The organism is Pseudomonas sp. BIGb0558 (assembly GCF_024807515.1).
In the GTDB taxonomy this organism is placed as follows: Bacteria; Pseudomonadota; Gammaproteobacteria; order Pseudomonadales; family Pseudomonadaceae; genus Aquipseudomonas; species Aquipseudomonas yamanorum_A.
The window spans coordinates 41,748-54,320 of sequence record NZ_JANUEW010000036.1; the positions used below are offsets into that span (position 1 = coordinate 41,748).

12 protein-coding genes and 1 pseudogene are annotated in these 12,573 nt (G+C 60.4%); 5 read left to right on the top strand and 8 right to left on the bottom strand.

Annotated features, from left to right (window positions below; all coding sequences use genetic code 11):
• Position 1: 1 nt before the first annotated feature.
• The 3 genes from M2400_RS27620 to msuE all read right to left on the bottom strand — a co-directional run bounded on the left by M2400_RS27620 (position 2) and on the right by msuE (position 3,050).
• Positions 2–1,189, bottom strand: coding sequence for an acyl-CoA dehydrogenase family protein (locus tag M2400_RS27620; RefSeq protein ID WP_177077856.1), 1,188 nt, complete (start codon positions 1,187–1,189; stop codon positions 2–4).
• Between the two features lie 148 nt (positions 1,190–1,337).
• On the bottom strand, positions 1,338–2,477 hold the full coding sequence (gene ssuD, locus M2400_RS27625; RefSeq protein WP_259201290.1) for an FMNH2-dependent alkanesulfonate monooxygenase: 1,140 nt from the start codon (positions 2,475–2,477) through the stop codon (positions 1,338–1,340).
• A gap of 9 nt (positions 2,478–2,486) precedes the next feature.
• Positions 2,487–3,050 carry an FMN reductase gene (msuE, locus tag M2400_RS27630; RefSeq protein WP_088425167.1) on the bottom strand — a complete coding sequence of 188 codons (564 nt, stop codon included), beginning with the start codon at positions 3,048–3,050 and terminating at the stop codon, positions 2,487–2,489.
• Between the two features lie 397 nt (positions 3,051–3,447).
• Here msuE and M2400_RS27635 point away from each other — a divergent pair, with 397 nt between their 5' ends.
• From M2400_RS27635 to M2400_RS27645, 3 genes are all read left to right on the top strand, one after another.
• On the top strand, positions 3,448–3,717 hold the full coding sequence (locus M2400_RS27635) for a hypothetical protein (protein WP_177042789.1): 270 nt from the start codon (positions 3,448–3,450) through the stop codon (positions 3,715–3,717).
• Positions 3,718–3,944: 227 nt separating this feature from the next.
• Entirely contained in the window at positions 3,945–5,105 is a 1,161-nt protein-coding gene (locus M2400_RS27640) for a cysteine desulfurase family protein (protein WP_177042788.1), read from the top strand.
• A gap of 36 nt (positions 5,106–5,141) precedes the next feature.
• Complete coding sequence (locus M2400_RS27645; RefSeq protein WP_259201292.1) at positions 5,142–6,950, top strand: aminopeptidase P family protein; 1,809 nt, start codon at positions 5,142–5,144, stop codon at positions 6,948–6,950.
• On the opposite strand, the pseudogene M2400_RS27650 reads toward M2400_RS27645, so the two are convergent.
• Positions 6,943–7,853, bottom strand: a pseudogene (locus tag M2400_RS27650) (LysR family transcriptional regulator). The gene M2400_RS27645 and the pseudogene M2400_RS27650 overlap by 8 nt on opposite strands.
• A gap of 115 nt (positions 7,854–7,968) precedes the next feature.
• Between M2400_RS27650 and M2400_RS27655 the strand changes: the two are divergent.
• A complete protein-coding gene (locus M2400_RS27655; RefSeq protein WP_259201293.1) occupies positions 7,969–8,964 on the top strand; it encodes a zinc-dependent alcohol dehydrogenase family protein in 996 nt (331 codons plus the stop codon).
• On the opposite strand, the gene M2400_RS27660 is transcribed toward M2400_RS27655, so the two are convergent.
• Positions 8,961–9,551, bottom strand: coding sequence for a 2-hydroxychromene-2-carboxylate isomerase (locus tag M2400_RS27660; protein WP_259201294.1), 591 nt, complete (start codon positions 9,549–9,551; stop codon positions 8,961–8,963). The genes M2400_RS27655 and M2400_RS27660 overlap by 4 nt on opposite strands.
• Before the next feature lie 36 nt (positions 9,552–9,587).
• Positions 9,588–10,319 (bottom strand): SDR family oxidoreductase, encoded by a 732-nt coding sequence (locus M2400_RS27665; protein WP_167665787.1) that lies wholly within the window; start codon positions 10,317–10,319, stop codon positions 9,588–9,590.
• A gap of 88 nt (positions 10,320–10,407) precedes the next feature.
• Here M2400_RS27665 and M2400_RS27670 point away from each other — a divergent pair, with 88 nt between their 5' ends.
• Positions 10,408–10,968: a TetR/AcrR family transcriptional regulator gene (locus M2400_RS27670; protein ID WP_177042783.1), complete on the top strand. Its 561-nt coding sequence runs from the start codon at positions 10,408–10,410 to the stop codon at positions 10,966–10,968.
• A gap of 12 nt (positions 10,969–10,980) precedes the next feature.
• Here M2400_RS27670 and M2400_RS27675 read toward each other — a convergent pair whose 3' ends face one another.
• A complete protein-coding gene (locus M2400_RS27675; protein ID WP_003210144.1) occupies positions 10,981–11,262 on the bottom strand; it encodes a hypothetical protein in 282 nt (93 codons plus the stop codon).
• A 167-nt stretch (positions 11,263–11,429) separates the two neighbouring features.
• On the bottom strand, positions 11,430–12,317 hold the full coding sequence (gene rhtA, locus M2400_RS27680; protein ID WP_177042782.1) for a threonine/homoserine exporter RhtA: 888 nt from the start codon (positions 12,315–12,317) through the stop codon (positions 11,430–11,432).
• Between the last annotated feature and the right edge of the window lie 256 nt (positions 12,318–12,573).

Below are 12,573 nucleotides of genomic sequence, written 5' to 3' on the forward strand. Positions count from 1 at the left end.
TCTAGGAGTAGAACGTGGGAATCGGCAGGGACTGGTTCAACGCCCAGTCCCCCAGTTCGTGGAGTTTGTAGTCCACCGGGTCGTGCAGGGTTTGCGTGCGCAGGTTGCGCCAGTGCCGGTCCAGGCGCAGGGAGGCGTGGGTGGAGCGCGCGCCGGTGACTTCGAACAGGCGGCTGCACAGTTCCAGGCCGTTGCGGGTGGCGGCCACCTTGGCCGTGGCGATGGCGATGGCCAGTTCGCCGCGCTCACCTTCGCTGAGGCTCGGGCCTTTGGCCCAGGCCTGGTCCAGCAGTTCGGCGGCACGCTCCACCAGCAGGCGCACGCCTTCCAGCGCGACCCAGAATTCGCCGTAGTGGTTGAGTACGTAAGGGTCCTGGCGAATGTCCTGCACCGTGGATTTATGCCAGGGCCGGGTTTCGGTCAGGGTGTAATGGCGGGCTTCGGCAAAGGCGCCTTCGGCGATGCCGAGGAACATGTGGGTGAAGGTCAGTTGTGCGATCAGCGGGCGCAGGCAGGCGAAGGGTGTGCTCAGCGGGCCGGGGTCCAGGAGCAGTTCCGACTCCTCCACACGTACCCGTTCGAAAGAGGCGCTGCCGCTGTCGGTCTGGCGCTGGCCGATGTTGTTCCAGTCGTTGTGCAAGGTGATGCCGCTGCGCCCGCTGGGAATTGCGGCGATCAGCAGTTTGCCGCCTGCGCTTTCATCCACGGCCGAGGCGATCAGCATTTCCGAGTCGCTGGCGCCGGAGCAAAAACTCTTTTTGCCGGAAAATTCCCGCCAGCCGCCGAAGGCCTTGACTACCGTGCGCGTGTCCAGCGGGTTGAGGGCGTTGCCCCAGAACCAGTTTTTGCGTGCGGTTTGTTCGTACCAGGGTTGCCATTGCTCCGGGCGGGAGAACAGCCGTACGGTGGCGAGCATCAGGTGATGAAAACCGAAGACGTGGGCGATGGAGCTGTCGACCTTGGCGAATTCGCGCACGATCTCCAGGGTCTCGCTCCAGCGGGCGCCGAGGCCGCCGTATTGGGTGGGAATGCTCAGCGCCAGCAGGCCGCTCTGGCGCAGGGCGTCGCGTTCGGTCTTGGGGGTGCCGCCACGTTCGTCGCGTTCGACGGCGGTGAGGGCGAATTCGGCGGCCAGCAGTTTGGCGGTCTGCAACGGTGAGGGCAGGACGCTGTTGGGTTTGGCTGTCACGCGGTATTCCTCAATGTCTGTTTGGCAATAAAGCCCAAATGTGGGAGCGGGCTTGCTCGCGAATGCGGTGGCCCAGAAACAACTTCGGTGACTGACACACCGCTTTCGCGAGCAAGCCCGCTCCCACATACAGCAGATCTCAGCGTGCTCAGGCTTTTGCCGGCAGCACGTCGTTGGCAATCATTTCGCCGAACGGTCCGGTGAGGTTGGTGACGCCGCGCCCGGCTAGGCTCGCGTAGGGCTCCGGCAGCAGCGGGAACACCAGCTCGGCAAAGCGGTACGCCTCTTCCAGGTGCGGGTAGCCGGAGAAGATGAAGCTTTCGATGCCCAGGTCCGCGTATTCCTTGATCCGCTCGGCGACTTGCTGGGGGTTGCCCACCAGGGCCGTGCCCGCGCCGCCTCGCACCAGGCCAACGCCGGCCCACAGGTTGGGGGCGATTTCCAGGTTGTCGCGACGCCCGTCGTGCAGGGCGGCCATGCGCCGCTGGCCTTCGGAGTCGAAGCGCGAGAAGGATTTTTGCGCGGCGGCGATGGTGTCGTCGCTGATGTGTTCGATCAGTTTGGCGGCGGCTTTCCAGGCGTCTTCTTCGGTTTCGCGCACGATCACATGCAGGCGAATCCCGAACTTGACGGCGCGGCCATGGCGCGCGGCGCGTTCACGCACGTCGGCGAGTTTTTCCGCGACGGCAGCCGGTGGTTCGCCCCAGGTCAGGTACACGTCTACCTGTTCGGCAGCGAGGTCGTGGGCAGCGTCCGAGGAACCGCCGAAGTACAGCGGTGGATACGGCTTCTGCACCGGTGGGTAAAGTGCCTTGGCGTTCTGCACACGCAGGTGTTTGCCTTCGAAATCCACCGATTCGCCCTGCAACACGCGGCGCCAGATCTTGAGGAATTCGTCAGTTACTTCGTAGCGTTCGCTGTGATCGAGGAAGCTGCCGTCGCCGCGGTTTTCGTCGGGGTCGCCGCCGGTCACCACGTTGATCAACAGGCGGCCACCGGACAGGCGGTCAAGGGTGGCGGCCATGCGGGCCGAGACGGTCGGCGAAATGATCCCCGGGCGAATCGCTACCAGGTAGCGCAGGCGTTCGGTCAGCGGCACCAGCGCCGAGGCGATCACCCAGGAGTCTTCGCAGGAGCGGCCGGTGGGGATCAACACGCCGTGGTAGCCGAGGTTGTCGGCGGCCTGGGCGACTTGTTTCAAATAGTTGAGGGTGACCGGGCGAGCGCCTTGGGTGGTGCCCAAATAATGGCCGTCACCGTGTGTAGGTAGAAACCAGAAAACATCCATGACAAATCCTTAAGCGATTTTCAGCAGAGAGGTGGGATGCGCGGCAAACAACGGCGCGGCGCGTTCTGCAGCAAGGCGAATGCGGGCCTTCAAGGGCTCACTGGTTATTTGGTAATCGGTGAAATCGGCCTCGGTGGCGTACACGCCAATCGGCAAGGTCAAGGCCTGGAAGAAACTGAACAGCGGGCGCAACTGGTGATCGAGTACCAGCGCATGGCGTTCGCTGCCGCCGGTGGCCGCCAGCAACACCGGGGTGTTGATCAGGGCGTTGAGGTCCACCAGGTCGAACAGGTGCTTGAGCAGGCCAGGGTAGGAGCCGCGATACACCGGGGCGGCGACGATCAGCAGGTCGGCCTGTTCGATGGCTTGCAGTTGGGCTTCGACGTCGGCGGGCAATTCCTGGCGGGACAGTGCGCCGCCCAGCGGCCGGGCAATGTCGCCCAATTCAATCAGGGTGGTCTGGATCGGCAATTGATTGGCCAGTTCGGCCAGCACCGCCTGGGTCAACACCAGGGTGCGGGACGGACGCCAGGTTCCGCCGGAGAGGGCAACGACATTCAGTGGACGGGTCATCAACAGTTCCTTTTTCAACAGTGGCTCAGGGCAAGAGCAGTAGCGGGGCTTGAGCAAGAGCTGTACCAAGCTGCGTAGCCCTTGACTGGCGCGGGCTGTGGGCCAGGTGTTGGAAAATGGCGGTGTTGTCTGCCTGGTGTTTTGTTGAATGACTGTTGCCTGGGCAACAGTTGCCAGGCGAACAGTGGCGTGAGCGTTGAAGCCATTTATAGAGGGTTGTGTTTATTCCGTAAATGAACGTATTTCCATACTTATAGATCCGTATGGAATATATGGCGCAACTATCACCAGCGTCGCAAAGGTTGATAGCGACTATCACGGCTGATGATTTTTCACCTTGAAGGGGCGGGAGTAGCCTGTGCTCATTGACTTCAACCCGTTTCGCAGGACCTTCGCCATGAACCGTTTTCTCGCCATTTCCGTATTGCTTGTCACCTCAGTCCTTGCCGGTTGTGCGACACCGTCGTCGCCTGAACTGCGTGGTTACTCGGCTGAGGAAAGCAAGGAGCTGGCGCTGGAAGCCCTGAGCCGCCGAGGCCTGTCGTTTGATGAATACCAACAGAAGAAAGCCGAACTGACCGGCCAGCCACAGAAAAGCTTTGGTTTTGACCGTCAGGGCGAGATGAATGCCGAGCGCGGTGTAACGCTGCATGGTCGCCCCAGCTGAGTCAGTGGCCAGGTCGATGAGCCCGAGGTTTCCTACAGGAACCTCGGGCTTTTTGTTTGCCATCCGTTTCCCGGAGCCTGTTAAGCTGAGTTTCAGGAGCGTTCCTACGCACTTTTAAATAAAGTGGTCTTTCTTTAACGGCACGGGATCAGGTAAACCATCTTCCTTTCTGATCGCTGCCCCTGAGACGCTGCTCTCGGGAACATGCTCTGCGAGTCTTTAACGTCATGAATAAACGTCCGCTGTATTTCGACTATGCCGCCACCACGCCGGTGGATGAGCGGGTCATCCAGGTGATGGTCGAGTGCCTGGGTTTCAACGCCAACTTCGGTAACCCTGCGTCCAGTTCCCATGCGTTCGGCCAACAGGCCCGGCAAACGGTTGAGCAGGCGCGGCGCCAAGTGGCGGAATTGGTCGGCGCCGAGCCGGCAAGCATCGTCTGGACCTCCGGTGCCACCGAGTCCAACAACCTCGCCATCAAGGGCGTTGCCCAGGCGCGGGGTGTGGCCGGTGGGCACATCATCACCAGCCAGATCGAACACAAGGCCACGCTCGACACCGCTCGCCAGTTGCAGGAAGCCGGGGTTGCCGTGACGTACCTGGTGCCGGATGCCGAGGGGTTGATCAGCGTCGAGGCCGTTAGCGAAGCGTTGCGTGAAGACACCTTCCTGGTGTCGCTGATGTTGGTGAACAACGAGTTGGGCACCCTCAACGATATCCAGGCGATCGGCGCGCGCGTGCGCGAGCATGGAGCGTTGTTTCACGTGGATGCGGCGCAGGGCGCGGGCAAGGTGGCGATTGACCTGGCCGAATGGCCAGTAGACCTGATGTCGTTTTCCGCCCATAAACTCTATGGCCCCAAGGGCATCGGCGCGCTGTACGTCGGCCCGCGTGCGCAGCAGAAAGTGCTGGCGCAGATTCACGGCGGTGGCCATGAAGGCGGCTTGCGTTCCGGCACCCTGGCGACTCACCAGATCGCCGGCATGGGCACAGCGTTCGCGTTAGCGGCAGCGTCGTTTGCAGAAGAAAAGGCGACCATCGTTGCCTTGCGCGAGCGCCTGCTGGAACAACTGAATACGATTGCCGGGGTGCGCCTCAATGGCAGCCTTACCCAGCGCATTCCCCACACCTTGAGCCTGACGTTCAGCGAGGGCGAGTTCAATTCCGCCGCCTTGAGCGCGGGCATTGCATTCTCGGCCACGTCGGCCTGCAATTCGGCGAGCAATGCCCCGTCCCATGTGCTTCTGGCGCTGGGCCACGATGCCCGCAGCGCGGGTCGCACCATTCGCTTGAGCCTCGGGCGGTTTACCACCGAGCAGGACATCGATCAGGCGGTACAGCTGATCAAGGCGGCACTGGCCAGCGCACCGGCGTTCTGGGCCGTTTGACCCCATAACAATTATTAGTGGTTAGCAGGAGACACGATGAGCACACAGCCTTTGACCCATGGAACGGTTCCCCAGCGCCTGGCGCATACCCGCGAACTGATGAGCCGCGAGGGCATTCATGCCCTGTTGGTGCCGTCGGCCGACCCGCATTTGTCCGAATACCTGCCGGGTTACTGGCAGGGGCGCCAGTGGTTGTCGGGCTTTCACGGTTCTGTGGGCACCCTGATTGTCACCGCTGATTTCGCCGGTGTATGGGCAGACAGCCGCTATTGGGAGCAGGCGACCAAGGAACTCAAGGGCAGCGGAATCGAGTTGGTCAAGCTGCAACCCGGCCAGCCCGGGCCGCTGGAATGGCTGGCGGAGCAGACCCCGGAAGGTGGCGTGGTGGCAGTGGACGGTGCGGTCATGGCCGTGGCTTCGGCGCGCACCTTGGGCAGCAAGCTGGAGGCACGCGGTGCACGCTTGCGCACGGATATCGACCTGTTGAATGAAGTCTGGCAAGACCGTCCCACCTTGCCGAACCAGCCGATCTATCAACACCTGCCGCCCCAGGCCACCGTCAGTCGCGGCGAAAAACTCGCGGCCCTGCGCGAAAGCTTGAGCGAGAAGGGCGCCGACTGGCATTTCATCGCAACCCTGGACGACATCGCCTGGCTGTTTAACCTGCGTGGCGGTGATGTTTCATTCAACCCAGTGTTTGTGTCGTTTGCCTTGATCGGCCAGCAGCAGGTGACATTGTTTGTGGCTTTGAGCAAAGTCGATGCCGAGCTTCGTGCCGTGCTGGAGCAGGATGGCGTGACCCTGCGTGATTACAGCGAAGTCGCAGCTGCGTTGAAGGCCATTCCGTCGGGCGCCAGTGTGCAGGTCGATCCGGCGCGGGTGACCGCCGGGTTGCTGGAAAACCTCGGCAGTGACGTCAAGCTGATCGAAGGGCTTAACCCGACCACCTTGGCCAAATCGCGCAAAAGCCTGGCAGACGCCGAGCATATTCGTCAGGCCATGGAGCAGGACGGCGCGGCCTTGTGCGAATTCTTCGCCTGGCTCGACAGTGCGTTGGGTCGTGAGCGCATCACCGAACTGACCATTGATGAACACCTGACGGCGGCGCGCACCCGCCGGCCGGGTTATGTGTCGTTGAGCTTCAACACCATTGCTGCATTCAATGCCAATGGCGCGATGCCGCACTACCACGCAACTGAAGAAGAGCACGCGCTGATCGAAGGCGATGGCTTGCTGCTGATCGACTCCGGTGGCCAGTACCTGGGCGGCACCACCGATATCACGCGTATGGTGCCTATTGGTACGCCAACCGAGGAGCAGAAACGCGATTGCACGCGTGTGCTCAAAGGTGTGATTGCCTTGTCCCGCGCGCATTTCCCCAAGGGCATTCTTTCGCCGCTGCTGGATTCCATCGCCCGTGCGCCGATCTGGGCCGAAGGCGTGGACTATGGCCACGGCACCGGTCATGGCGTGGGCTATTTCCTCAATGTGCATGAAGGCCCGCAGGTGATCGCCTATCAAGCCGTCGCCGCACCGCAAACCGCGATGCAGGCCGGCATGATTACGTCCATCGAACCAGGCACTTACCGTCCGGGGCGTTGGGGTGTGCGGATCGAGAACCTGGTGCTGAACCGTGAAGCGGGCAAGACCGAGTTTGGCGAGTTCCTCAAGTTCGAGACACTGACGCTGTGCCCGATCGACACCCGTTGTCTGGAGCCGTCGCTGCTGACGGTGGAAGAACGCCAGTGGTTCAACGATTACCACGCGCAAGTCCGTGAGCGCCTGAGCCCACTGCTCAGTGGCGCGGCGCTGGAATGGTTGCAGGTGCGTACGGCCGCTATCTAAGGGGCTGCAGCTCGGGCGCCTGGGTCAGGGCATCGGCCATGTAGTCGATAAACGCTTTGACCCGGGCGGACTGGCGACGATTCGGCGCCGAAACGGCATGAATCGGCAGCGACTGTGGGGTGTAGTCCTGCAGCAACGCGACCACCCGGCCAGCGTTCAGGTCATCAAAGAACAACCATAGGGGCGACAGCGCAATGCCGAGCCCTGCCAATACCATCTCGCGTACTGCCTCGGAGTTATTGCTCTGGGCGTTGCCCTTGATCTTGACACTGTGCCGCGTCCCGTCCTGTTCGTAAACCCATTGGTTCTGGCTGCTGAGCAGGTTGAACAGCAGGCAATTGTGCTGGGTCAGCGCTTGCGGGGTTTGCGGCGCTGGGTGTTTGGCCAGGTAGGCCGGGCTGGCGAGCGTGACTCGGTGGGTAGTGCCGATCTGGCGGGCGACCAGGCCGCTGTCGGGCAACTCGCCAATGCGCAGGGTGACGTCCAGGCCTTCACTGACCAGATCCTGGTTCTGGTCGTTGAGTTGCAGGTCAACCTGGACCTGTGGATATCGCTCAAGAAATCCCGCCAGGCGCGAGGCAATGTGCAGGCGGCCAAAGCTCACCGACGAACCTATACGTAGCGGACCTGCAACGGCTTCCTTGCCGGATTGGAAGCTGTGTTCCGCGGCATCCACTGTGCCGCGAGGATTTGTCGGCAATGGCTGTAATAGCGTTGGCCTTCGTCGGTCAGGGAGAGTTTGCGGGTACTGCGGGAAATCAGCTTGCCACCCAGTTCGGTCTCCAGCGCCCGCATTACTTTGCTGATGGTGGGCTGAGTGGTCTGCAACTCCCGGGCGACCGCAGAGAAACTCCCGCGCTCGATTACCCGGACGAAAATGGCCATTGCGTTGAGCTTATCCATGGGGCTACCGATTCATGCAAAATGAGCATGGTCACTATAGCGGCTTGGCGTCTTATCGGCATGAATCGGCGGGCACATCATGGTGATCACTTCCTGATGAATCGAGATCGCGACCATGACTGATACAACTCAAATGCGTGCCCTGATGGTGGATGTGGCGAACGGGCCGTTGCGGCTGGCGATGATTCCCAGGCCGACTCCGGGTGACGGTGAGGTGCTGGTAAGGATCAAGGCCAGTGGCCTCAATCCATTGGACGGGAAAATTCGCGCAGGCGAGGCAGCCCATGCCCGTCAGTCGTTCCCAGCTGTAATTGGCTTGGACTTGGCGGGGATCATCGAGACAGTGGGCCCGGATATCAACGAGTGGAAGGCGGGCGATGAGGTGTACGCCCTGGCGACGGGAGTTGGGGGCATCCAGGGGTCGTTGGCGGAGTTTGCCGTGGTGGATGCACGCCTGCTGGCGAGAAAACCCGTGACCCTGAGCATGCGCGAAGCCGCGGCATTGCCGCTGGTGCTGATCACCGCATGGGAAGGGCTGGTGGACCGTGCGCATGTAGGCCCTGGGCATAAAGTACTGATCCAGGGTGGTGCGGGTGGTGTAGGACATGTTGCGGTGCAGCTGGCTAATGCGTTTGGCGCAGAGGTGTTTGCGACAGGTTCCGTCAGGCATCGGGCGCTGATCGAAGGGCTGGGCGCGACGTTTATCGACTATCAACAGCACACCGTCGAGGAGTATGTAGCCTTGCACACGGCGGGCGAAGGTTTTGACATTGTGTATGACACGGTGGGCGGGCCGACGCTGGATGCATCCTTCCGCGCGGCCAGGACTTATCACGGCCATGTGCTGAGTTGTCTTGGCTGGGGCTCTCATAGCCTGGCGCCGTTGTCGTTTCGCGGGGCGACTTACTCCGGGGTGTTTACCCTGCTGCCGATGCTGACGGGCAAGGGCCGCGAGCACCACGGGCAGATTCTTGCCGAGGCGGCGCGGTTGATTGATGCCGGGAAGCTCAAGCCGATTCTCGACGGGCGTCAATTCGACCTGCACACGGCAAACGCCGCCTATGAGTTACTCGCAGGCGGCGCTCAAGGGCGTTTGGTGATTGAAATCTAGCTCAACGCTTCGCGAACAAACTCCAGGCGATCCTGGCCGAAGAACAGCTGGTCGCCGACGAACATCGTAGGCGCCCCGAATACGCCGCGCTGGATGGCGTGCTCGGTGTTGTCCTTGAGGGTGGCCTTGACGGCGTCGTCATTCGTCAACGCCAGGACTGCTTCGGGGTCAAAACCCTGTTCAGCCAGCACCGCAGCCACCACAGCAGGATCACCCAGGTGACGGCCTTCTATCCAAAGGGCTCGGAACAGGCAGTCGATGAAATCCTGGAAGCGCTCGGGTTGGCGCATTTGGACACCGGTGACTGCACGCATCAGCGTCAATGTATTGATGGGGAAGTGCGGGTTGAACTTGAGCGGGACGTTGTAGCGCTGGGCGTAGCGCGCCAGGTCCTGGAGCATGTAGCGGCCTTTGGCGGGAATGGTGACCGGCGATGCATTGCCGGTGGCCTTGAACACGCCGCCCAACAGCATTGGCTTGTAAATCAGCTGGGCGCCGGTTGCAGCGCACAGGCCAGGAAGCTGGGTGTAGGCCAGATAAGTGGCAGGGCTGCCGAGGTCGAAGAAAAATTCCACGGTTTTACTCATGCTGGGTACTCGCTGTTTATTGTTATGGGGGCGTGCTTACCAGGGTTCATTCCACGGGCGCAGGTCCAGCTCGAAGGTCCAGGCGTCCCGAGGCTGGCTGTGCAGGTACCAATAGTTATCGGCGATGTGCTCGGGGTTGAGAATACCGTCCTGATCCTTGAGGGCGTACTTTTGCGGGAAGTTGTCGCGGATGAAGTCAGTGTCGATGGCGCCATCCACCACCACGTGGGCGACGTGGATATTCCGCGGACCTAGTTCACGAGCCATGCTCTGCGCCAGTGCACGGATCCCGTGTTTGGCGCCTGCGAATGCGGCAAAACCGGCGGCGCCACGCAACCCGGCAGTGGCGCCTGTAAACAGAATAGTGCCGCGATTGCGGGTGACCATGCGCTTGGCCACTTCCCGGGCGTTTAGGAAGCCTGAGAAGCAGGCCATTTCCCAGATCTTGAAGTACTTGCGGGCGGTTTCTTCCAGGATACTGCACGGCACGTTCGCGCCGATGTTGAAGACAAAGGCTTCTATGGGGCCCAGCTCGGTTTCAATCTGCTCGATCAGCGCGATAACGTCTTCTTCCTTGCGGGCATCGCAGGCAAAACCATGGGCTTCGCCGCCAGCCGCGTGGATGCTTTCCACCAAGGGTTGCAGTTTATCGGCGCTGCGCCGGGTCACGCATGCGACATAACCTTCGCGTGCAAAGCGTTTGGCGATGGCGCCACCCGTGGCATCGCCGGCACCCACTACCAATACGATTTTCTTGTTGTTCGTCATGGGAAATCCTTTAGTAAACGATCGTTTGCCAAACGAACGTTATGCTACGATTCGGTAGGCGTCAAGCTGACGAAACCGGGGGTAAGTGATGCGATATTCAGCCAGCCATAAGCAGGAAACCAGAGAGAAGCTGCTGGATAGCAGTGCTGCCCTGGCGAAAAAAGAAGGGTTTTCCAGTGTTGGAGTGGATGGCTTGATGAAAGCCATTGGCTTGAGTGGCGGTGCGTTTTACAGCCACTTCGCTTCCAAGGATGAGTTGTTCAGCTCGATAGTCGAGCGCGAATTGAGCCATAGCCTCGAGCGCTTGAATGGCACCGGGGTGCAGAGTAAGGAGCGGTTGGATCGCTGTTTGAAGTTTTACTTGAGCATGGCTCATGTGGAGCAGTCGGAAGCCGGCTGTGCGTTGCCGAGCCTGGGTGCGGAGATTGCGCGATCGGATGTGTCGGTGCGCCAACAGGCGCAGGACTGGATTTGCCGGTTACAGGCGGGCTGGGCTGCAACGCTGGGTAGCGAGGACCTGGCGTGGTCGATCCTGTCGCAATGCATCGGCGCCCTGGTGGTGGCGCGGATGATGGTCAACCCGCAGGTGCAGGCGCAGGTCCTGTCATCGAACTACGACGTGCTCAGCCAGCAACTGTCGAGCCTGTAAGTGCGTCGACAGTTATTTGCAGATGACAATCATGCTCCGGCTGGTGTAGCCGGCAGGGTTGAGGCCGAACGGGTAGTCGCCCGGGTCTTCGGCGTTGTCGCCCGACTTGGCGATGACTTTATAGCCTTTGGCGCCACATGAATTGGCTGCACTGGCGTAGCACTGATCCCAGGAGGAGGACAGGCCCGAACAGTTGATATGCAGCCCTTTTTTTCCCCGTTTCACTTCAGTCTTGGTTGTCGCGGCACAACCTGCGATTGCCACAATCATGAACAGCATCAAAATTCGCTTCATTACTATCCTTAATAGCCGCCTCGCTTAACTGCGCGAAGCTGGCTTTGCTCGCTCTCGAGTGTAGCGTTCATGATGTCCTTATCGAAATTCTCCATGAGTGACACTGGGTTACGGCCTAAACATGGCCTAATTGAGCGGCAAATGCCAGAGCTACGTCAAATCCTGAATCAATCGGCAGGAACGAGTGGCTTCGATTCGTTACGCATGGTCAGGGTTGCGCCAACCGAGGCCAGGATGATGCAGGTGATGGCCAGCCATTGCGCCAGGGACAGGTGTTCTTGAAGGAAAAACAGGCCTGACAAGGCGCCGAACGCGGGTTCGATACTCATCAAGGTGCCGAATGTGCGGGCAGGCAAGCGAGTCAGGGCGACCATCTCCAGGGTGTAGGGCAGGGCGGTGGATAAAACCGCGACTCCAATGGCGATCGGGATCAGCGAGGGGGTGAGTAAGGCTGCGCCTGCGTGGACGATCCCGATCGGTGCAACAAACAGTGCGGCAATCATTACGCCAAGGGCAGCAGTTTGTACGCCGTTGTCGGCACCAGCCTTTTGTCCAAAGAGGATGTAGAGCGCCCAGCATGCACCAGCGCCCAGTGCATAGGCTGCGCCAGTGAGATCGATGCCGCTGCTGGCTTCTCCCGTGGGGATCAACAGCAGGAGGCCAACGATGGCCAATGCTATCCAGAGAAAGTCCACAGCGCGTCGCGAAGCATAGATGGCGACTGCCAGCGGGCCGGTGAATTCGAGGGCTACTGCGATTCCGAGGGGGACGGTGCGCAGCGACATATAGAAGAGGAAGTTCATTCCGCCCAACGCCATTCCGTAAACGATGACGGTTTGCAGTGACTTGGCTGTCAGCTTGGCGCGCCACGGGCGTAATAGAAGCAGCATGATCACGCTGGCGAAAACCAGGCGCAGGGTAGTTGTGCCCTGGGCTCCGACGATGGGGAACATGCTTTTGGCTAGCGATGCCCCTGATTGAATGGAGGCCATGGCAATGAGTAGCAGGCCGACCGGAAACAATGTCGTGGCCAGGCTACGGGGTGAAGTGGTCATTGAGGGTGTTCGTCCGAGGTCATATTAAAGAAGCAGAAGTGACTATGATGCTTAACTGTTAGGCGATGGGCAATATATTGCTCAATTTGTTCGGGATTCTTCTCTATATAGTCGAATTTCGGGATTGTCGGGATGGATTGATAGAAAAGCTGAATTAAGGGTTGACGGCAGATTCTGGAAGTCTATAATTCGCCCCACTTCCGGCGCAGTCGAAACGGAAAACTCCTTGGTAAACAAAGAGTTATGTACGTTTCGA